This window comes from Brevundimonas sp. UBA2416 (assembly GCF_002343105.1).
In the GTDB taxonomy this organism is placed as follows: domain Bacteria; phylum Pseudomonadota; class Alphaproteobacteria; order Caulobacterales; family Caulobacteraceae; genus Brevundimonas.
The window spans coordinates 21,526-40,100 of sequence record NZ_DDRM01000020.1 but is presented as its reverse complement, the minus strand read 5'-3'; the positions used below and the strand labels follow the sequence as shown (position 1 = coordinate 40,100).

The following is an 18,575-nucleotide window of genomic DNA, read 5'->3' as shown; positions in this document are numbered from 1 at the left end:
CTTGCCCTTGCCCTCGTCGCCCCACTGGGCGCCGACTACCGCGACGTTCGCCAAGACTGTTCTCCGCTGTCCGGGATTTCGGAATGCGGGCGCAGCCTATAGCCGGGGAATCGGCGGGTGTCCCGCCGTCGGACGATTATTCCGCCAACGCCGTCTCGAACGCCCAGTCCAGCCAGGGCGTGAGCGCCTCGATGTCCGCCTTCTCGACGGTGCATCCGCACCAGATGCGCAGGCCGGCGGGGGCATTCCTGTGGCTCTCGATATCGAAGGCGGCCCCCTCGCCCTCGACCAGCGCCTTCATCCGCGTGACCAGCGCCTGCCGCGCCGCCTCGGGCATCCCCGTCACCCGCGGATCGACGACCTTCAGACATACCGAGGTCGTCGAGCGCGTCGCCGGGTCGACCGCCAGATAGTCGATCCAGTCCGTGCGCCCGACCCATTCGTCGAGGGCCGCGGCGTTGGCGTTCGTCCGCGCGATCAGGGTCTCCAGACCGCCGGTGGCCAGCCCCCACTCCACAGCGTCGATCCAGTCCTCGATCGTCCAGACCGAAAAGGTGTTCAGCATCGACCCGCTGGCCAGCAGTCGGTCAAAACCCTGGCCGTCGCGCAGCCGGAGCACCTTGGGCACCGGCCTTGGCGGTTCATAGAGATCCAGCCGGGCGACTGCGCGTGGGGACAGGGCCGCCACGCCCAACCCCGCCTCGCCGCCCAGCGCCTTCTGGAAGCTGAACGTCACCACATCCAGCTTGGCCCACGGCAACGGCATGGCGAAGGCCGCGGACGTCGCATCGCAGATCACGACCCCCTCGCGGTCGTCCGCGATGAAGTCCGCGTTCGGCGCGCGCACCCCCGATGTCGTCCCGTTCCAGGGAAACACCAGATCCTTCGCCGGATCGATCGTCGAGGTATCCGGCCATGCGCCCCACGGCGCCGAGACCACCTCGGGCGACAGCTTCAAATGCTCGACCGCGTCGGTCGCCCACACCTTGCCGAAATTCTCGAAGGCCAGCACCTGCACCGGCCGTTCGCCGAGCATCGACCACATGGCGGCTTCTACGGCCCCGGTGTCGGACCCCGGTACATAGACCAGCACCCAGTCCGCCGGGACCTGCAGCAGTTCCTGCGTCAGCCTCAGTCCCTGGGCGAACCGCTCCACCACTTCCGGCGCACGGATCCCGCGCCCCAGCAGTTCATGCGGAATCGCCTGCGACGACCAGCCCGGCCGCTTCGCCGTCGGCCCGGACGAGAACCAGGGCCGCTCCGGCTTGAGGTTCGGCCGGTTCGCCATCAGTCGCGGAACGGCCGCACGGGCCCCTTGTCGCGCGCGGCCTGCGCGAGCTTCGTCAGCTCGGCGCTGTCTTCCGGCAGGGTGATCATCAGCCTGGCCAGCAGGTCGCCGCGCTTGCCGTCCGCGAAGGCGCCCCGGCCCTTCAGCCTCAGCACCTTGCCGGAACTGGAGCCTGCCGGGATGGTCATGCTGACGGTACCTTCGGGCGTCCGTACCGGAACCTTGCCGCCCAGCACCGCGTCGTACAGCGCCACAGGCTGATCCATGGTCAGGTCGGCCCCGTCGCGGATGAAGACCGGATGCTTCGCCACCTTCAACTCGATCAGCGCGTCACCGGCAGGACCGCCGCGTCCCGGCGCGCCCTGGCCTTTCAGCCGGATCGTCTGCCCGTCGCTGGCCCCCTTCGGGATCGCCACATCCAGCATCCGCCCGTCCGAAAACTGGATGCGCCGCGTCGCCCCGGAAATCGAATCCTCGAGGCTGATCTCCAGCGTCGCCTTGATGTCCTGGCCTTTCGGAGCGAAGCCGCCGGCCCGCGCGCCCCCCGGTCGCGCGCCGCCGCCGAACATGCCGCCGAACAACTCATCCAGATCGATGTTCTCGAAGCCCTGCGGCCGCGCGCCGCCCTGGCCGAACGGATTGCCGCCGGGACCGCCCCGCGCCCCACCGGCCCCGCCGCCGAAGCCACGGAACTGCTCGCGCCCATCGGCGTCGATCTCGCCTCGATCGAATTTCGCTCGCTTTTCCTTGTCGCCCAGCAGGTCAAAGGCGGCGGTGATCCGCTTGAACCGCTCGTCGGCGACGGTGTTGCCCGGGTTCTTGTCGGGATGCAGTTCCTTGGCGAGCTTCCGGAACGCCTTCTTGATTTCGTCCGCGCTTGCGCCCCTCGAAACGCCCAGTTCCTTGTAGGGATCGCCCGCCACGTCGAATGTCGCTCCATCAAACTCGAGAGTGTCAGTTAGGGCATCGTGTGCGCCGCGCAAAGGGAGGCGAGGCAAATCAGGTCGTCAGTGCGACGATCGCCTCCATTCCCCAGCCGTACCCGTCGCCCCATTGCGCCACGGCGATGCGAGAGTTCTCATCCAGCCCGGCCGGAAAGTCTGCCGCCAGATCAGCCGCTGCACAGGTCGCGGAGTATCCCTCGACCTCGAACGCCCGCATCTCGGTCGCGCCGTTCAGCACCCGAGCCCGGAACCTCGATGACCCGGACCCGACCGCCTCGCCGTCCCACCGGTCACCATCGATCCTCGCTCGCGCGATCCAGCCCAGATCGAGGCCACCGTCGGACCGCGCCGTGACCCGCAGGTGCGCCGGCGACCACGGGCGCTCCTGTAAGCCCGATGCCGTGAACCCGACTTCGCTCACCGCCGCGCCCCCGGCCGGGCCGCGCGCCGGCCCCGCTCGCCAGATCAGGGGCAGTCCCCGCTCCGCGCGCGGCGATTCCACCCTCGTCGGCGGCTGATCGAGGAACACGACGATCGCCCCCGCGTCCGCGCTGGCAGTCTCAGTACCCTGCTGCCCTCGTAACAGGCCGGCCAACAGCCACACCTCGCCGCCGACGAGCGTCGCCGATCGGAACTGCACCAGCTCCCAGCCCCCGGCGGTCTCGATGGCCACGGCGTTGCCGCCCGCGAACACCGCCGCTTCCGAACGGCTCTCCGGCGCCCGCCCCTCGACCCGGACCAGCAGGATGTTGGCCTCGTCCCAGCGGTACCGCACCCCGCCCGCCAGAGGCTGAACCAACACCCCCACAGTCGCTGGCTTCGCCACATCGCCCCGCGCCGTCAGCGCCGCCGTATCCGCGCCGGCGAACAGCCGCATCGGCCGCCAGGGGTCCGCCGCCACAACCGCGATCGGCCGCCCGTCATCCTCACTCCCGATCAGGGGCGGCAGTTCGATCATCCGCAGGAACGGCGCGCCGGAACTATCCGACGAGTCGCCCGATGCCGGCCGCCCGTCATCCTCGCCGACCATGACCCCCGAGACCGGCTCCAGCACCGCCGACGGCGTCTCATCCATCTCCAGACGCATCACCCGCCAGGCGCCGCTCCGGCCCTCGACCGTCACCGTATCGCCGGGCTCCAGCGCCAGCGCCTCGACCGGCCCCAACAAGGCCGTCAGCCGGTCCGCCCCGCCGCTCTCCAGCGCCCGCTCCGCCGCCGCCCGCGCCAAGGCGCCCGAACAGACCGCCGGCAGGTCCAGATCGACCCCGCCACCCTCTCCCTCGGACCGCACGACCGCCGAGCCCGTCTGATACCCGGCCTCGCCATCGATGTACCGCACCCGCGCCACGCCCGGCCGCGGCTCCAGCACCCGCTCCGCCTTCAGGCTCGCACCCTCGTCCGGCAGCGCCATCGCCTCCGGCGTCAGAGTGCCCGTCGCCGCCTCTTCGCCGAACACTGCCACCCGCCCGTCCCGCTCCGTCGCGACAAGGCCCAGCCCCGCCAGCAAAGGCTCCAGCGCGTCCCGCGTCCGCATTGGCCGGTCGATGACATAGCCCTGCACCTCGCCCGCAAACACGCCGACGTCGAACTCATCCTCGGCCAGCCCGCCGCGCTTCAGCACCGCCCCGATCAGGTCGCGCGTCTCTCCCGCCAGTCGCCCGTTCAGCCAGTGCCCGGTTCGCCAGGCGCCTGCGTCGGCCCACACGTCCTCCCGCGCCGGAAACGCCGGATACGGCCGCGCGTCCCAGCACCAGGCGTCCGCCGCCTCAACCATCGGCCCACCGTAGATCGCCGACACAGGGTTGTTTCCTGCCCCCGCGAAATGCCCCAGCACCGCCTCCAGCGCCCGTCGCTGCATCCGGTCATCGCGAGCGCCGGTCGAGAATGGCGGCAGGGCGCTCTCCGCGCTCTTGGGATCCTGAAACAGGTTCGGCGCATTGCCGCCCCGGTCCACCGCCGCGCAGCCGAACTCCGTCAACCGGATCGGCTTCATGCCGGGCGCCCAGCCGGTCGGAGTCGCGCTCCTCACCCCGCCCGGCCGGTTGTGGTGCGCGTTCGACCACCAGCCCGTCAGGTCCTTGACCCGGAACACCCAGTCCTCGCCATGCGCCGTGTCCGCGATCGGGGTACGAACCTGCGCCGCGCGATCGGCGTCCGATGCATAGAACCAGTCGTACCCGTCGCCGCCCGCGACCTGCGTCGCCAGATAAGTCGCGTCTTCCGGCCCCGCGAACGCCTCGCCGTCGATGCCTCCGTCGCCCGTGCGCCAGTCCCCGAGCGGCGGGTACCAGTCGATCCCGACGTAATCGATCGCTGCATCCGCCCACAGCGGGTCGAGGTGAAACGCCACCTCGCTCCCGTCCCGGACTCCGGCGTATTCCGACCAGTCCGCTGCATAGCTGATCGCCACATCCGGCCCGACCACTTCCCGGCACTCCGCCGCCAGCGTGCGAAACGCCTCCACAGCCGGAAAGCCGCCGCCCGCATCCCGCGTCGTCGTCAGCCCCCGCATCTCCGAGCCGATCAACAGCCCGTCCGCGCCCGTCTCCGCCGCCAGCGCCGCATAGTGCAGCGCGAACCGCCGCAGGCCCCAGCCGTCCGCCGTCCCGAACATCGCCGCGACGTCCGCCGCGGCCCCGGCGCCGTCCTCGCCATTCACCCGCCCGCGCCATGGATAGGCCGCCTGCTCAGCGCCGCCATAGGGATCCGGCAGCCCGTTGTCCGCCGGCACGTCCATCAGCACGAACGGATACAGCGTGACCTCCAACCCCCGCGCCTTCAACGCCGTCACGGCCTGTCGCACGCTCTCGTCCGACGGCGTTCCGCCGTAGGCGGGCCCGCCGGAGGGGGCATGACTGATCGGATGAGCCTCGCCCCTTTCCAGCCCCGCCACCGACCAGGTCAGCGGCTCTGTCCCCTTGACCACCCGCTCGACCCCCGGCCGGATGGTGCAGTGCCCGGCTCGCAGATCGTCCCCGAACCAGCCGACCACCAGGCTGACGCGTTTCAGGTTCGGGCACTGCGCCTGCAGCTGGTCCAGCGAGACCATGAGGTCCGCCCGCCCGTCGCCCATGTGCAGGTTCTCCGCCGCCGTCCGCGTCAGCCCCTCGCGCCGTATCACGGCCTCGGTGGCCAGCACGAACTCCCCGGCTCCGGGGATCAGACAAACGCCCTCCAGAAGGTCCTCCAGCCGTGGACCGTCTCCCCGCGCCCGGCGGAACACCTCAAAGCCCAGCTGTGGCGGCCGGTTGCCGTACGGCCCCAGCGGCAGATCCTCGAACACCACATAGGCGGTCCCGCGATATGCCGGCGCCGCCCCCTCCACCGCCTCGATCAGCGGATCTGGCGTCTGCTCAGCTCCGCCCCGATGCACCCGCATCGTCACACCCGACAGATCCATCAGCTGCCCATCGGCCCAGACCCGTCCGACCCCGTCGATCTCGCCCTCGCACAGGGCCACGGCGAAGCTAATGGAATAGTCGTACTCGACCGTCCGCGGCCCGCCCTTGCCGCCGGACGAGGTCTTGCGTCCCTCCAGGAACCGCGCGGCCCAGATCACCTGCCCGGTCACCCGCGCCCGTCCAAACACACAGGCCATGGGCGCGCCCTCAGCGGTCCCCTGCACCTTCAGCGTCTCCAGCCGCGGCCCCCGCTGCCGCGCCGGCTCCAGACCGGCGATCGCACGCTGGTCGACCGCCCGTCCCAAGGTCGCGCCGATTACGGCCCCGATCGGGCCCCCGATCGCCTGGCCGAGTCCGCCCAGGATAATCTGCGCCATGATCAGCCCTCCCCGGTTCGTTCAACGCCGGGCCAGCGGAAGGCCGCGACCAGCCGTCGACGCCACCACGACCCCATCCAGCTCTCCACCACCGTCCGCCCCCAATAGGCGTGGATCATCCGCGGCTCGACGCCGGTCATGTCGCTGAGAATCGCGCAGTGTTTGGCCGGACATCCGGGCGCCATGCGGAACAGCACCACATCGCCGACCGACGCGGCCTCGACCGGTATCTCCGCCAGCCAACGCCTTGCCGCTGCCAGCAGGGTCTCCTCGCCGCCGACCTCGGCCCAGTCAGGCCGATAGGGCGGCGGGGCCTCGGGTTCCGCCCCGACAAGCTCGCGCCACACGCCCCGGATCAGGCCCAGGCAGTCCGCCCCCTCGCCCCGCACGCTGGCCTGATGTCTGTAGGGCGTCCCCAGCCAGCCGCGCGCAGCTTCGACAACCGCCGCCCTCATCGCCGGCTCCCGCCGTCATGACGCCCGCCCTCGACCGGCGCGGCGGTCAGGAAGTCGTCGCCCGGAATGTCCGGAAAGCCCTGGAAGTTGGCGCCATTCGCAAACGTCCCGACGCAGCTCGCCCACCGCTTGTCGCAGACCGCGCCCGGAAACGCCTCCAGATCGACCCCGCACCGCCCATCCCCCAGAACCGCATCACAGTCCCGCCCATAGGTCCGGCCGACCACCCGTTCCAGCTTCGCCAGCGGCCCGTCCAGCTCGGCGCTGAACCCGCCCCCCTCGCGGCGGATGCGCGCCAGCGTCGCCGTCCACAGCCGAACCCTCAGATCCGGTCGGTCCCAGTCCACCCGCCACAGCGCGACCGAAGCCCCGTCGTACAGTCCGGCTTCCACATCGGCGTCGGTGATCGCCGCATCATCCAGCCCGCCCGCGACCGCCGCCGCCCCGGCGCTCAACCCCACGGCGCTGTCCGCCGCCCCCGCGGTCCAGCCGCTCGCCGCCCGGCAAGTCACGCCTTCGACCTCCAGATCGCGATCATGGTCCGTGAACCCCAGTTCGACCCCGTCCGTCCGCCGCATCACCCAGGCATGGCACAGCGTCGCCGCCCCGCTCTCGATGCGGGCGGTCATCTCCTCCGGTATGGTTCTCATGGCTCAGACCCGCACCTCGATCAGCGGCACGGCCGCCATACGTCCGGCGTCAAAACTCTCCAACGTCACCTCGATCCGGTCGGCGTCGAAGCGCACCGGCGTGTCGAATTCGAAGCCGGCGGTCACCACCGCGCCCACGTCTGGCGCGACCGCCAGCGTCACCACCCCCGTCGCCGCATCGACCACAAACCCCGCCTCCGCCAGTTCGACCCCATCGACAGCGAGCCGCACGGTCCCTTCGACCGGCTTGACGATCCGCCGCTCCGTGCCGTCCTCGCCATCGCCGTAGCGTTTGATCAGCTGGAATTCCGTGCATGCGCCGTCGCCTTCGCCCAACGCCTGATCCAGGGGCCCGACAGCCGCCCCCGGCATGCAGGATTTGCAGTCGGTGAAATCCCGAAACCGGAAGCCATACAGCCGTCCCCGACGCGCCTCGAAGAACCCGGTCAACGCCGCCATGTCGTCCAGCGACCGCAGATTGGACCCGATCAGATAGCGCCGTCGTCCGAGCGCCCACGGCGTCGACCGTCGCTCGAACCCGGACCCAAGGGTCACGACCTCCGTTCGTCGCTCCACACCGCCAGTCGATCCGAACGCCAGCCGCGCCGGCAGCCTCACCTCATGAAAGCTCATCCGTTCCCCCGCCACGCCATCCTGTCATCCCCGCGAAAGCGGTGACGCACCTCGTGAAAGGCCATCACCCACTCTCCTGTCCGGTTCCTTCCACGGCTCCGCTTTCGCTTGTCGAGCGAGCGCCGTTACGCCATCCTTCCACGCCGGGCGTCGGGCCCGGGACGCGCGGGAGGGCGCCATGAGCATCGAAACTTCAGCCCCGGGTCAGGGACTCGACTGGCAGAAGCTGCTGTTTTCGTTTGAGGGCCGCACACGCCGCTCACATTTCTGGATAGGCTGGCTGATCTGCTTCGGTGCCGGATTCGTCGCCGGCTTGATTCCCATCATCGGCCAGATCATCTCGCTGGCCCTGATCTGGCCCAACCTCGCCATCGCGGTGAAGCGCCTGCACGACATGGGCAAGAGCGGCTGGCTGGTCGTAATTCCCTGGGTGGCCTGCATCGTCGGCGGCATCGCCGCCGTCTCGATGATGGGGGTCTCGATCCTTACCAACGCCTCTGCGCTGGAAGCGGGAGACCCGGCCGCCATCATAGCCTTGCTGGGACCGGCGATGGGTATTCTCGCAGTGATCGGCTTGATCTGCCTCGGCTTCCTGCTCTGGATCGGCCTGGCCGAAGGTCAGTCCGGCGAGAACCGTTACGGTCCCAACCCCAAGGGCTGACTGGTCAGCTTCAGAGCCGGCGCGCGCCCAGCGATACGGCGCGCGCCAGCATCTGGGCGATCTGCGCCTCCGAACGCAACAGCCCCTGCGCGCCTCCGTCTACGCGCACATTGACGGTGACGCCTCCGCCGCCGCTCGGCTCGATGACGCCCGCGCCCGCAGGCCGGAACACCTCAGGTCCGCGCTCTCCGACCAGATAGGCCCCGCCGCCGAGCACCGCGCCGCCATCGGCGCGTGAGCCTGCAAACACCGTCTGCACCGCCTGCGCAATGGCGTCTCCCAGTCCGCCGCCGCTTCCTGATCCGGAGGCCGCATTGACCGCCGCCAGTACCGCCCGCGCCAGTTCGGCCAGGCTGATCTCCCCGTCAGCCGCGGCCCGCGCCAGCGAGCGGACCAGCCCGTCGCCCGCCCGGCCAAAGGCGTCCTCGATCGAGGCCGCGGCCCGCTCGGCCGGCTCGCGCAACGCCTCCAGCGCCGCCGCCGCCTCGGCCGCCTTGCGCGGCATCCCATCCAGCGTTGTCGGTTCAGAACTGTCAGTCATCCGGCCACGCCTCCACCATCCGCATCAGATCATCGCGCCGCATCGGCGCCGGCCCCTCCGGCCGCGCCGTCAGCATCCGCCACTCCCGCAAGGACAGCCGCCAGAAGCCCTCCGGCGCCAAGCCCAACCGCGCCCCGGTCCGGATCATCTCGCCCCACGGAGTCATCCCGCCGCCGCCGCAAACGCCCGGGCCACAGCCTCCGCCGCTTCCCGCGGGTCAACGCCAGCCCGGTCCAGCCCATCTGCCAGCACGCGCTCACCACCCCCGCGCAGCAGCGCCGCCAGCACCGTCATCAGATCCCGCGCCGACAGCGACCGCATCCGCTCCGCCAACCCGAACAACCCCTCCAGCCCCAGCCCCGTCTCGATCTCCGCCAGCGCCCCCAGCGTCAGACACAGCCGCCGCTCGGCGCCCGCCAGCACGGCGACCACCTCTCCGCGCGCGCCGTTGGCCGCCATCACAGCGCCTCGAACGAAATCTCGCCCGCGCTCGCCAGACTGATCGCGAACGTCGCCTCCCCCTCGTGTTCGCCGGCATACTCCAGCGCCGCCACGAGGAACGGCCCCTCCAGGATGCCAAACTCCGGCACGATCAGTCGCCATACGCGCGCCGCCTGGTCAAAGAAGGCCTCCCGGATCAGGGCGTCGGAGGCCGCATCGCGGAATATCCCCTGCCCCGCCACTGCCGCCGACTTCACGCCGGCCCCGCCGAGCAGTTCCCGCCAGCGCCCCGCGCTGTCGCCGTCCGTCGCATCCACCGTCCGCGCGTTCAGCGAGATCGTCCGCGCCCTCAGCCCCGCCACCGTCGTGAACACGCCCGGCGCGCCCTCGATCTTCAGCAGGATGTCCTTGCCGCGCTGTGCGCTCATGTTTCGATCTCCTCCGTGACGGCGCGCACCCGCAGCACCGCAAATGTCCGCGCCCCATCGGCGCTCGGGAACACATCCGCGAACGAAACGCCCAGGCTCACCGTCCGCACCCCGTCGGCCTCCAGCGCGGCGTCATTCAGCGCCAGCCGCACCGCCGCCAGCACCGCCTTGGCTTCCTCGGTCCCGCGAAACCGCGATACGACCGTCAGCGTCAGCGCCTGTTCGACCCCGCCCCCGTCCGCGCCTGCCGGCCGGCTCTCGCACCGCCCGATCAGCAGGTGGGGAAAAGCTGCATCCGCCGGCGCCGCGTCCCATATCCGCGCCGACTCGCCCAACAGCGCACGCACCGCCGCATCCGCCCTCAGATGCGCGATCAATGCCTTCTGCAGCGCCAGTTCATGCGCGCTCATCGCATCCGCTCCAGGTTCAATATCGCCCGCCCGCCGACCGTCTCGCCCGAGACGATCCGCCAGTCGCCGCCGCCGAATCTCAGCACCCGGCCCTCAGCCAGCCGCGCGTCCGAACGCGTCTCGGCCGTCACCGTCTCGACCGCTCTCGCCCCGCCTGGTTCGCTTTTCTCGCGCCGCCGCCGCGCGCCCAGCTTCAGCCAGGCCGAACCCAGCGGCTCCCAGCTGACGGCCCGTCCGCCATAGGGCGTCTCGCTCTCGACGCCCTGGAACAGCTCCGCCAACACCTTCACAGCCGCACCACGCGATACGGCGCGATCCAGGCCTCGACCGGCGCAACCGGCATCTCGGAGTCGCCCCGCTCATAAGCCCGCAGGGCCAGCATCAGGATCGCCAGCCGCAACGGCGGCGGCGAGGTCGAGGTCAGGCCCAGGCCCACATCCCCCTCGACCCGCGCCCGGGCCGCATCGATCAACGTCTGGATCAGCCCGTCCTCCGCCGCGTGCTCGACGCGCAGGAACAGCTTCGCTTCCGCCAGTGAGACGGGTGCGGTCATGGGAACCTCGCTTTGCTCGGTAGTGGCGAGTGACGGGTGGCGAGTGGCGAGTGATCGCCGGGCCAGTCCTCATCCGTCGCCGTTTCACATCAAAGTCAGTGGCGAGCGGCTCTACTCGCCACTCGCCACTAACCACTCGCCACCGCGCGACTAGGTCGCGCTGAACTTCATCACCTTGATCGCATCAAAGTTCTGCACCCCGCCGCCGACCCGCTTGGTCGTGTAGAACAGCACATAGGGCTTGGCTGAATACGGGTCCCTCAGCACCCGCACGCCCGCGCGGTCAACGATCAGATAGCCCCGCTGGAAATCGCCGAAGGCGATGGCCGCGCTGTTGGCGGCGATGTCCGGCATGGTCTCGATCTCGGTCACCCGGTAGCCGAGCAGGCTGGCCGTCTCGCCCGCCCGCTGCGCCGGCTGCCAGATGTAGTTGCCGTCAGCGTCCTTGAACTTGCGCACCGCCGAGACCGTCTTGCGGTTCATCACGAACCGCCCGTTCGGCCGGTACTGGGCCTTGGGCGCATAGACCAGGTCGATCAACCGATCAGTCGGATCCTCGGCCGCGAACGCCCCCGCGGCGCCCGAGGCGACATAGCCGATCTCGCCCCACTCATGATCCGCCTCGGCGACGATGTCATAGCTGAGGAAGCCCTTGGGTTTGTTGACGCCGTCGCCGTTGACGAAGGCCTGGGTCTCCTGCGCCGCGAAGGCGTCCTCGACCTCGGCGGCCAGCCATTCGTCCAGATCGATCAGGGCGTCATCCAGCAGCGACTGGGTCGCCGCCGGATTGGCGTAGAGATCGGCCGACGGGAACTCCAGCAGCGCCAGGGTCGCCGGATCCGTCTCCGGCCGCGCCGCCGTCTCGGCCACCCAGCCCGAGGCCACGCCCGCCGTCGACACCGGCTTCCTGAACACCCCGGCGCCGACCGTCCGCACAGTTGCGATCTCGCGCATCGGCGACCCCGCCATCAGCCGCCGCTCGATCGCCCGCTCGGTCTGCTCAGGCACCACATAGCCCGCCGAATTCGACGCCGTCGACAGCCCCGCCTTCAGCTCCAGCCCGAACGACTGGCCCGTCTTCAGATAGCCGTCGAATGCGGCCTTCGTCTCCTTGTCATCCCGGCCTTGAGCCGGGACGCCGGAGGGGGCTGCGGCCAGCCCAGGCCGCCGCCCCTCGCTCACCACCCGGTCCAGCCGCGCCTGCGCGCTCGCCACCGCCTGGTCGATCCGCGCCACCTTCTCCTCGAGCAGCACATCCGCCGAGCTCTTCCGCTCGATCTCGTCCAGCCGGGCGTCATTGGCCCCTTTGAACGCCTCGAACGCCGCCATCATTTCATGCATGGCGGCGCGCGCCTCGGGCGTGCCCGAGACGGTTTTGGTCTCTTTCATGGTCTCTCCGATTTCAGTTTCTCCCTCCCCTTCATGGGGAGGGACGGCGAGGCGGAGCCGAGCCCGGGTGGGGAAGTCGGCCGCCGCTTCGGTCGTTGTGGTTCGCCTTGCCCCACCCGGATCGGCTATCGCCGATCGTCCCTCCCCATGAAGGGGAGGGAGAGCCCGTTTCTCGTCCCGCCCATTCGGGTTAGGGTCCGGGCGTGACCCGCTTCACCCCCCTCGAATCCGACATCCTCGACGCCCTCGCATGGGACCTGCGCGACGTCGCGCCGGACCTCGCCGGCCAGTTCGCCGAGTCCCTTCCCGGTTCACGCCGCAACACCGGCTCCGGCCTGTTCACCGAACTGATCGTCGACCGCTCCCGACCGCCGCCCCTGACGACCCCGACCGGCCGGTTCGGCACCGTCCACGCCATGGTCGGCGACCTGCCCGACCCGATCGCCTTTCAGGTCGAGCTCCGTCAGGGCCGGCTCCTGGCCCTGCACGGCGACGCCTATGGCCAGGACACCCGCGCCATCGATTTCGCCCGCGTTCCCTTCGACCAGGTCTTCACCCTGGACGACACGGGCGAGTCCATCGCCTTCGACCCCGCAGCCCTGACGCAGCCCAGCCCCCTGCTGGACCTGCACCGGCACACCGACCACGAACCGCCGCTTCCCGTCTCCCCTCCGCGTGTGATGACCGTTGCCGACGTGCAGCAACTCCAGAACGAGAAGCTGCAGGGCCTCGTCGATGTCATGTTCGGAAAGGTCCGGCCCGCCAACGCCGCCCCGATCGACGACGACGCCCCGATCGACAAGGCGGATCAGACCTCGCTCAAGGTCGGCCTCTGGGTCGCCGTCGCCGTCGGCTCGCTGCTCATCACCCTCGTCATGCGCCTGCCGATCTTCTTCGCGATCTTCCTCACCTTCGTCGTGGGGCGGATGCTGAGCCGGCCGACGGTTCTCTCGGCTCTCGCCCGCGGCACGCGCCGCCTCGGCCAGTACGAATACCGCCCGCCCGAGCGCTGAAACCCTTGAAGTTGCGCGTGATTGACACCCACGGAACGCCGTGATCTCCGTTAACCATGGTCAAGCTTGGGATGGCTCCGATGTCCAGAATGCTCACCGCGACCGCCACTGTCGCCGCCCTCCTCTCCGCCGGCGCGGCCCAGGCCGCCGACCGATGCGGCGCCGAGACCCACATGCGCTTCGGCGAGACCCGGGCCTATTTCGGCAATACGCTCGCCGCCTGCCGCCCGGACGGCTACTGCTCCGCCGTCGTGGCCATCGCCGACCCGACCGGCCAGGCCGCCTGGCGCCATCAGCTGCGCGTCGCCCGCCCCAGCCCCGGTGCCGACTATCTGGTCGAGCTGGCAGCCACCGACCCCATGCCCGTCGCCGGCGTCATGCGCTTCACCACCCCGGGCCAGACCGTCGACCCTGGCCCCTGGCTGGTCCCGACCTCCCCCGGCTCCAACGAATACCGCGTCAGCGACCCGATCCTGACCCGCTCCCTGGTCTCGGGCCTACGCCGCCAGCGCATCGCCCGCTGGAACTACAGATCCGCCGACGGGCCCGCCGAGGCCTATTTCTCCCTGATGGGCATGACCGCCGCCCTGAACTGGATCGACTGCCGGGGCGCCGGCGCCAGCTGAATCAGCTCGCCTGGCCCGGTCGCTGTCCACTGCCCGGACCCGGGGCTGGCTGCTGGCCCGGCCCTGCGGACCCAGGTCGCGATGGCGCGCCCCGATCCCCCTGCCCGCGGGTTCCCTGCCCTCGGGGCTGCTGCCCCTGCGGTCCCCGCCCCTGCGGCCCGGCCCCCGGTCCGCCCGGCTCGCGCGGCGGCAGTCGGCCCGCCAGCCGTTGTCCGGCCTCGGGAGACAGACGGAATGGTTCGGACCCCCGCCGGCCCCTCACGGACACCGCCTGACCCGGCTCGCGCACGATCCGCCGCACGCCGTCAACCACGATCTCGATCTCGCCCTCGACCAGTACGATCAACACTGTCTGGTCCGGATCATCCCCCGGGACCGACATGCCCGCCTCCCCGTCCAGCAGCTCCAGAGCCTCTGCCCCAACGGCGGCCTCGATAATCGTGCCGCGTATTCCGATCGTCGCCGTCGGCGTCCGGAAAGCCACCCGTTCACGTTCCGCTCCCCGGCTGCCCGAGACGAAGCGGAACGCCCCGCGCACCATCGAGACCAGCACACCGGCCGGATCGGACTCTGTGTCGATAACGAACCGGTCCACGTTCAGCGCGGCATTCGCTCCGACCGTCAGAACCGACTCGTCTGTCAGCCGGATCAGCAACCGGCTGTCGGCTCCGGTGACGATCGCGTCGGCCTGACGCACCGCCCCGTCAACGATCGAGCGCCGCCAGCCGCTTTCGCCGACGCTTCGGGTCTGGACGCTGTTCTCGACCACGGCGTTCACGCCCACAGGCGTCTGGGCCGCGACGGTCGTGGCCAGCGCAGCCATCAAAACCGTCAGGATCGGGAAGAGCCCTCTCATTCAATCACCCGTCTATGGTCATCGACCGTCGATACTCAAGGACTAGGCTCGCGGAACACGTCGGCATTTGGGCAGGCCAAGCCTGGATTTCGACCAGGTCTGCGGCATCCATTCCATGCTTGATACCCCCTCGGTCGGCCAGCCATAGTCGGCTTCCCTGGGAGAAGATCCGATGCGTCTGTCGATACTCGTGGCCGCTCTGGCCCTGACCTTCGCCGTTCCAGCCGCTGCACAGACGCCGCCCACGCCGCCGCCGGTCTCGACCGCCGCCCCCGCCGATGTCGCCTCGCCCGAGGCTATTGTCGCGGCTCTCTATGACGTCATCTCCGGCGACGCCGGCGTCGCCCGCGACTGGTATCGCTTCCGCTCCCTGTTCCACCCGACCGGCCGGCTCATGCCCACCGGCGTCAACGCCCAGGGCGTCAGCGGCACGCGGGTCCTGACGCCGGAGGACTACATCACCCTCGCCGGACCGGGTCTGGTCCGCGATGGCTTCCACGAGCGCGAAATCGCCCGACGCATCGAGCGCTTCGGCCACATCGCCCACGTCTGGACCACCTACGATAGCGTCCGCAGCCTGTCGGACCCGACGCCCTTCATGCGCGGCATCAACAGCATCCAGCTCCTCCACGACGGCGCCCGCTGGTGGATCATCAGCGTCTATTGGCAGGCCGAAACACCGGCGGCGCCCCTGCCCGCCGAATACCTGCCGCCGGCGAACTAGCGATCAACCGACCGGAACCGCGCCCCCGGCAGCATCGGGAACGTCACCAGCGACACCTCCCAAAGCTCCACCTCGACCAGCACCCGTAACCGCCCTTCCCGGCGCGCACGGCTGCTGCGGAAGCCGATCGACAGCCCGTCCAGCGCCCCCGCCCGCGACAGCGCCTGGGCGAACCGCCCCTCGGCCGACCAGTCCATGATCCGCCCGGCGACAAACAGTCCGCGCTCGTCCTCAACCATCCGGTCCCAGACCCCGACGATCGCCCGACCCTCATGCTGATGCAGCATCCGCACGCCCCTGGGCCCCGTCTTGGCCAGACTGGCCGCGAACGCGCCCTTCGTCACCACATCCCCGTTCAGATCCGCCACGCCCCACAGGGAGGCGTAGCCGGCGATCTCAAGGGATGAGGATCGAGGGGCGAGAGTCGAAACCGCCACCTCACCTTCCTCGCCCCTCACCTCGCCGCCTCCAGCCTGCGTTCGACCCGCTCCACCGCCGCCCGCGTCGCCAGGCTCTGCTCCTCCAGCCGCGCCAGCCGCTCGGCTACCAGCCGTTGCTCGCCGACCCGTTCCTCCAACGTCGCGATCCGCGCTGCCGCGCCTCCTGCCCAGATCAGGCCGCCGACCGTCTGCACGACCAGCGCGGCGATCACAGCGACCGGGATCTTCCGCATCGCTTCCGTCACGCCCCCACTCCCGCCATCCGCCGTCGCTCCTCATCCGTCAGGAACGTCGCCGCATTCAGCCGCGCCCAGAGCGCGTCCCGTTCGGGCTGCAAGGCGGGTAATCCGTCCAGATCGGCCTCGATCCTCACCCCCGCGAACCGCCCGCCCAGCCATCCCGTCAGCGCCGCCGCCGTCTTCCGAACCAGCGGAACCACCGTCCCCCGCCAGAAGGCCGCATTGGCCTCGCGATAGTTGGCGTAGGTCGCGTCTCCCGGAATGCCCAGCAGCTGCGGCGGAACCCCGAACGCCAGGGCGATCTCCCGCGCCGCCGCATGCTTCCCGGCGATGAAGTCCATGTCCGCCGGCGTCCAGCTCATCGGCTTCCAGTCCAACCCGCCCTCCAGGATCATCGGCCGCCCGGCGTTGATCGTCCCCGCATGGCTTTCCTCGACCTGCCCCCGCAGCGCCTCGAACTGCTCCGCGGTCAGCCGCTCGCCGTCCTTCGCCCCATAGACCAGCGCCCCGCTCGGCCGCGCCGCATTGTCCAGCAACGCCTTGTTCCAGGCCCCCGAGGCGTTGTGCACATCGATGGCGAAGGCCGCCGCCTCCAGCGGCGAAAATCCGTAGTGATCGTCGGTCGGATGAAACAGCTTCAGCTGCATCACCGGCGACCATCCGTCCGCAGCCCGCCCGATCCGGACCGACCGTCCGTCGACGGAATACTCCCACGCCTCGGGCCAGCCGGCCCGTCCCGGAACCACCTTCACCCGGTCGGGCCGCAGCGTCCAAAGCTCCTCGGGCGCCGCATCCCCGACCGCCTCGGCATAGGCGTTCCCCGCCGTCTGCAGCGCGCCATACAGCGCCTCCAGCCACTCCGCCCCCGACTGCTCCGGGTTCGGCCGCGCCAGCAGCGCCGCCAGCGGATGATCGTCACGCCGCACCCCGTCGGCGAACACGACCAGCGGCGTCGACGCCGCCGCCTCGGCGATCATGCGCACGCAGCGATAGGCCACAGCGTTCTTCACGAACCCCTCCTCGGCCAGATGGGCATAGTCCCGCGGCGTCCACCGCGCCCGCCCGCCAGCCGTCAGCGCGATCAACGGACCAACCCGGCTGTCCTTCATCTCGGGCGCAGAAACGCGTCGCCGGCCCTCAAAGGGCCGTCGCCAGTTGATCATCCTGATCTCCATCTTTCTCGTCCCCCCTTCATGGGGGAGGGGGACCGCCGGAACGGCGGTGGAGGGGGCAGTGCGCCGCCCTCGTGATCTCACAACACCCGCACCCTCGGCCCCGCCTTCGGGACCGGCAGCAGATGCGTCACCGCCCATACCAAGGCGTCGGCCCGGTCGGGACTGCGCCCGCCCCCGTCCGCCGAGCCCAGCGCCATCAGCTCCTCTTCCAGCGCCGGAAAAGATCCGCAGTGGACGACCCGTCCCTGTTCATAGAGCGCCGCCACCGGCTCGGCCCGCGCCGCCTTGCCCCGGCTGGCGTGGACCAGTTTGATCGGAACCTCGCAGCCGCCATGCGCCAGCACGGTCCGCACCATCTCGCCGCCCTGGTTCTTCTCGGCCACGATCTCGCGCGCCCCGAACTCCCGCGCCGTCTGCGCCACGATCGTGGCCCAGCCCTGCGGCGACTCTCCGGCCTTCGACCGGTCGGCGAGCACATAGGCGCAATTCTCCCTGCGCCCGACGACCACGATCCCGCAGGCGTCCCCGCCCGCGCTCGCCGGCGGGTCCACCGCCACCACGATCCGCTCCAGCGTCGCCGGCCGGTTGCCGCGCGCCCGCGCCAGATCCTCGGCCCGGAACAGCGCGCCCTCGGCCTCAACCACCAACCCCTCCAGCTCCTGCGCCTCCAGCCGGGTCCCGGCGTAGAGGGTCCTCAGATGCGCGAGGAAGCCCGGCGACAGGTGCCTCGCATTCGCCTGCGTCCCGGCCCGGTCGATAACCACGCCCGCTTCAGCAAGTAACCGCCGCAGCGCCGGAATGGGTCGCGGCGTGGTCGTCACCATCAGTCGCGGATCATCGCCCAGCCTCAGCCCCAGCCGCAGGTTGCCCAGCACCGCCTCCGGCCGGCGCCAGGCGCAGAACTCATCGGCCCAGGCATGGTGAAACTGCGGTCCCCTCAGACTGTCCGGGTCCTCCGCAGAGAAGGCATGCGCCTCGCTGCCGTTCGGCCAGACCAGACGCCGTCGCCCCGCCTCCCAGCGCGGCCGTTTCGACCGCTCAGGCAGGGCCTTCAACCCCGACGGCCCCTCGACCATCACCTCACGCACATCGTGCAGCGTCGGCCCGACCAGCGCGAACCGCCGGTCCTTGATCTCCGCCAGATGGTTGATCCACCAGGCTCCCGCAAAGGTCTTCCCCGCCCCGCGTCCGCCCAACAGCACCCACGTCCGCCATTCCACCGCCGCACCCGGCGCCTGATGCTCATGCAGACTGAACTGGCTCCCGAACAGGTCGTGCAACTGGCCAGCATCCAGGTTCGACAACGATTCCCTTCGCTTCCAGGACCGCGT

At 70.4% G+C, this 18,575-nt stretch carries 23 protein-coding genes; 4 read left to right on the top strand and 19 right to left on the bottom strand.

Translation table 11 applies throughout. The features are described 5' to 3' along the window. Window positions 1-136: 136 nt before the first annotated feature. The 6 genes from B3E43_RS07860 to B3E43_RS07835 form a co-directional block, all read right to left on the bottom strand. Entirely contained in the window at window positions 137-1,288 is a 1,152-nt protein-coding gene (locus B3E43_RS07860; RefSeq protein ID WP_292028212.1) for a phosphoserine transaminase, read from the bottom strand. Then, entirely contained in the window at window positions 1,288-2,211 is a 924-nt protein-coding gene (locus B3E43_RS07855) for a DnaJ C-terminal domain-containing protein (RefSeq protein ID WP_292028210.1), read from the bottom strand. Before B3E43_RS07855 ends, B3E43_RS07860 begins: the two co-directional genes overlap by 1 nt. A gap of 76 nt (window positions 2,212-2,287) precedes the next feature. Beyond that, window positions 2,288-6,010, bottom strand: a complete 3,723-nt coding sequence (locus B3E43_RS07850) for a baseplate multidomain protein megatron (protein ID WP_292028209.1) — start codon at window positions 6,008-6,010, stop codon at window positions 2,288-2,290. A 2-nt stretch (window positions 6,011-6,012) separates the two neighbouring features. Further along, a complete protein-coding gene (locus tag B3E43_RS07845) occupies window positions 6,013-6,465 on the bottom strand; it encodes an NlpC/P60 family protein (protein WP_292028208.1) in 453 nt (150 codons plus the stop codon). Next, entirely contained in the window at window positions 6,462-7,115 is a 654-nt protein-coding gene (locus tag B3E43_RS07840) for a baseplate hub protein (RefSeq protein ID WP_292028207.1), read from the bottom strand. The genes B3E43_RS07845 and B3E43_RS07840 overlap by 4 nt, the downstream gene beginning before the upstream one ends. Before the next feature lie 3 nt (window positions 7,116-7,118). After that, entirely contained in the window at window positions 7,119-7,748 is a 630-nt protein-coding gene (locus B3E43_RS07835) for a DUF2460 domain-containing protein (RefSeq protein ID WP_292028206.1), read from the bottom strand. 178 nt (window positions 7,749-7,926) lie between these two features. On the opposite strand from B3E43_RS07835, the gene B3E43_RS07830 reads away from it, so the two are divergent. Continuing rightward, entirely contained in the window at window positions 7,927-8,409 is a 483-nt protein-coding gene (locus B3E43_RS07830; RefSeq protein ID WP_292028204.1) for a DUF805 domain-containing protein, read from the top strand. Between the two features lie 10 nt (window positions 8,410-8,419). Here B3E43_RS07830 and B3E43_RS07825 read toward each other — a convergent pair whose 3' ends face one another. The 8 genes from B3E43_RS07825 to B3E43_RS07790 form a co-directional block, all read right to left on the bottom strand. After that, window positions 8,420-8,950 (bottom strand): phage tail tape measure protein, encoded by a 531-nt coding sequence (locus tag B3E43_RS07825; RefSeq protein WP_292028202.1) that lies wholly within the window; start codon window positions 8,948-8,950, stop codon window positions 8,420-8,422. Next, window positions 8,943-9,116 (bottom strand): phage tail assembly chaperone, encoded by a 174-nt coding sequence (locus tag B3E43_RS07820; protein ID WP_292028200.1) that lies wholly within the window; start codon window positions 9,114-9,116, stop codon window positions 8,943-8,945. The genes B3E43_RS07825 and B3E43_RS07820 overlap by 8 nt, the downstream gene beginning before the upstream one ends. Next, the gene (locus B3E43_RS07815) at window positions 9,113-9,409 is read right to left on the bottom strand and encodes a GTA-gp10 family protein (RefSeq protein ID WP_292028198.1); all 297 of its coding nucleotides are present in this window, start codon (window positions 9,407-9,409) and stop codon (window positions 9,113-9,115) included. The genes B3E43_RS07820 and B3E43_RS07815 overlap by 4 nt, the downstream gene beginning before the upstream one ends. Continuing rightward, a complete protein-coding gene (locus B3E43_RS07810; protein ID WP_292028196.1) occupies window positions 9,409-9,819 on the bottom strand; it encodes a phage major tail protein, TP901-1 family in 411 nt (136 codons plus the stop codon). Before B3E43_RS07810 ends, B3E43_RS07815 begins: the two co-directional genes overlap by 1 nt. Further along, window positions 9,816-10,229: a DUF3168 domain-containing protein gene (locus B3E43_RS07805; RefSeq protein WP_292028194.1), complete on the bottom strand. Its 414-nt coding sequence runs from the start codon at window positions 10,227-10,229 to the stop codon at window positions 9,816-9,818. Before B3E43_RS07805 ends, B3E43_RS07810 begins: the two co-directional genes overlap by 4 nt. Continuing rightward, a complete protein-coding gene (locus tag B3E43_RS07800) occupies window positions 10,226-10,519 on the bottom strand; it encodes a phage head completion protein (RefSeq protein WP_292028192.1) in 294 nt (97 codons plus the stop codon). Before B3E43_RS07800 ends, B3E43_RS07805 begins: the two co-directional genes overlap by 4 nt. Beyond that, the gene (locus B3E43_RS07795) at window positions 10,516-10,782 is read right to left on the bottom strand and encodes a head-tail connector protein (RefSeq protein WP_292028190.1); all 267 of its coding nucleotides are present in this window, start codon (window positions 10,780-10,782) and stop codon (window positions 10,516-10,518) included. The genes B3E43_RS07800 and B3E43_RS07795 overlap by 4 nt, the downstream gene beginning before the upstream one ends. 150 nt (window positions 10,783-10,932) lie before the next feature. Then, the gene (locus tag B3E43_RS07790; protein ID WP_292028188.1) at window positions 10,933-12,171 is read right to left on the bottom strand and encodes a phage major capsid protein; all 1,239 of its coding nucleotides are present in this window, start codon (window positions 12,169-12,171) and stop codon (window positions 10,933-10,935) included. A gap of 203 nt (window positions 12,172-12,374) precedes the next feature. Here B3E43_RS07790 and B3E43_RS07785 point away from each other — a divergent pair, with 203 nt between their 5' ends. Together B3E43_RS07785 and B3E43_RS07780 are read left to right on the top strand one after the other, a co-directional pair. Next, window positions 12,375-13,184, top strand: coding sequence for a hypothetical protein (locus B3E43_RS07785; protein WP_292028187.1), 810 nt, complete (start codon window positions 12,375-12,377; stop codon window positions 13,182-13,184). Between the two features lie 80 nt (window positions 13,185-13,264). Next, the gene (locus tag B3E43_RS07780; RefSeq protein ID WP_292028185.1) at window positions 13,265-13,810 is read left to right on the top strand and encodes a hypothetical protein; all 546 of its coding nucleotides are present in this window, start codon (window positions 13,265-13,267) and stop codon (window positions 13,808-13,810) included. 1 nt (window position 13,811) lies between these two features. Here B3E43_RS07780 and B3E43_RS07775 read toward each other — a convergent pair whose 3' ends face one another. After that, the gene (locus tag B3E43_RS07775) at window positions 13,812-14,666 is read right to left on the bottom strand and encodes a FecR family protein (RefSeq protein ID WP_292028183.1); all 855 of its coding nucleotides are present in this window, start codon (window positions 14,664-14,666) and stop codon (window positions 13,812-13,814) included. 172 nt (window positions 14,667-14,838) lie between these two features. Here B3E43_RS07775 and B3E43_RS07770 point away from each other — a divergent pair, with 172 nt between their 5' ends. Next, the gene (locus B3E43_RS07770) at window positions 14,839-15,390 is read left to right on the top strand and encodes a hypothetical protein (protein WP_292028181.1); all 552 of its coding nucleotides are present in this window, start codon (window positions 14,839-14,841) and stop codon (window positions 15,388-15,390) included. Here the strand turns inward: B3E43_RS07770 and B3E43_RS07765 are convergent. The 4 genes from B3E43_RS07765 to B3E43_RS07750 all read right to left on the bottom strand — a co-directional run bounded on the left by B3E43_RS07765 (window position 15,387) and on the right by B3E43_RS07750 (window position 18,548). Further along, window positions 15,387-15,827: an HK97 family phage prohead protease gene (locus tag B3E43_RS07765; RefSeq protein ID WP_292028180.1), complete on the bottom strand. Its 441-nt coding sequence runs from the start codon at window positions 15,825-15,827 to the stop codon at window positions 15,387-15,389. The genes B3E43_RS07770 and B3E43_RS07765 overlap by 4 nt on opposite strands. A 17-nt stretch (window positions 15,828-15,844) precedes the next feature. Further along, window positions 15,845-16,063: a hypothetical protein gene (locus B3E43_RS07760; RefSeq protein ID WP_292028179.1), complete on the bottom strand. Its 219-nt coding sequence runs from the start codon at window positions 16,061-16,063 to the stop codon at window positions 15,845-15,847. Between the two features lie 8 nt (window positions 16,064-16,071). Continuing rightward, window positions 16,072-17,232, bottom strand: coding sequence for a phage portal protein (locus tag B3E43_RS07755; protein ID WP_292028177.1), 1,161 nt, complete (start codon window positions 17,230-17,232; stop codon window positions 16,072-16,074). 89 nt (window positions 17,233-17,321) lie between these two features. Next, complete coding sequence (locus B3E43_RS07750; protein WP_292028175.1) at window positions 17,322-18,548, bottom strand: DNA-packaging protein; 1,227 nt, start codon at window positions 18,546-18,548, stop codon at window positions 17,322-17,324. Window positions 18,549-18,575 lie beyond the last annotated feature (27 nt).

What these genes read in the sequence shown, in the direction of transcription:
- B3E43_RS07780 (WP_292028185.1), top strand. Translation starts at nt 13,265, where the DNA reads ATGTCCAGAATGCTCACCGCGACCGCCACTGTCGCCGCCCTCCTCTCC.
- B3E43_RS07790 (WP_292028188.1), bottom strand. Translation starts at nt 12,171, where the DNA reads ATGAAAGAGACCAAAACCGTCTCGGGCACGCCCGAGGCGCGCGCCGCC.
- B3E43_RS07810 (WP_292028196.1), bottom strand. Translation starts at nt 9,819, where the DNA reads ATGAGCGCACAGCGCGGCAAGGACATCCTGCTGAAGATCGAGGGCGCG.
- B3E43_RS07770 (WP_292028181.1), top strand. Translation starts at nt 14,839, where the DNA reads ATGCGTCTGTCGATACTCGTGGCCGCTCTGGCCCTGACCTTCGCCGTT.
- B3E43_RS07815 (WP_292028198.1), bottom strand. Translation starts at nt 9,409, where the DNA reads ATGGCGGCCAACGGCGCGCGCGGAGAGGTGGTCGCCGTGCTGGCGGGC.
- B3E43_RS07840 (WP_292028207.1), bottom strand. Translation starts at nt 7,115, where the DNA reads ATGAGAACCATACCGGAGGAGATGACCGCCCGCATCGAGAGCGGGGCG.
- B3E43_RS07795 (WP_292028190.1), bottom strand. Translation starts at nt 10,782, where the DNA reads ATGACCGCACCCGTCTCACTGGCGGAAGCGAAGCTGTTCCTGCGCGTC.
- B3E43_RS07760 (WP_292028179.1), bottom strand. Translation starts at nt 16,063, where the DNA reads ATGCGGAAGATCCCGGTCGCTGTGATCGCCGCGCTGGTCGTGCAGACG.
- B3E43_RS07845 (WP_292028208.1), bottom strand. Translation starts at nt 6,465, where the DNA reads ATGAGGGCGGCGGTTGTCGAAGCTGCGCGCGGCTGGCTGGGGACGCCC.
- B3E43_RS07755 (WP_292028177.1), bottom strand. Translation starts at nt 17,232, where the DNA reads ATGATCAACTGGCGACGGCCCTTTGAGGGCCGGCGACGCGTTTCTGCG.
- B3E43_RS07820 (WP_292028200.1), bottom strand. Translation starts at nt 9,116, where the DNA reads ATGACTCCGTGGGGCGAGATGATCCGGACCGGGGCGCGGTTGGGCTTG.
- B3E43_RS07860 (WP_292028212.1), bottom strand. Translation starts at nt 1,288, where the DNA reads ATGGCGAACCGGCCGAACCTCAAGCCGGAGCGGCCCTGGTTCTCGTCC.
- B3E43_RS07775 (WP_292028183.1), bottom strand. Translation starts at nt 14,666, where the DNA reads ATGAGAGGGCTCTTCCCGATCCTGACGGTTTTGATGGCTGCGCTGGCC.
- B3E43_RS07835 (WP_292028206.1), bottom strand. Translation starts at nt 7,748, where the DNA reads ATGAGCTTTCATGAGGTGAGGCTGCCGGCGCGGCTGGCGTTCGGATCG.
- B3E43_RS07830 (WP_292028204.1), top strand. Translation starts at nt 7,927, where the DNA reads ATGAGCATCGAAACTTCAGCCCCGGGTCAGGGACTCGACTGGCAGAAG.
- B3E43_RS07825 (WP_292028202.1), bottom strand. Translation starts at nt 8,950, where the DNA reads ATGACTGACAGTTCTGAACCGACAACGCTGGATGGGATGCCGCGCAAG.
- B3E43_RS07850 (WP_292028209.1), bottom strand. Translation starts at nt 6,010, where the DNA reads ATGGCGCAGATTATCCTGGGCGGACTCGGCCAGGCGATCGGGGGCCCG.
- B3E43_RS07805 (WP_292028194.1), bottom strand. Translation starts at nt 10,229, where the DNA reads ATGAGCGCGCATGAACTGGCGCTGCAGAAGGCATTGATCGCGCATCTG.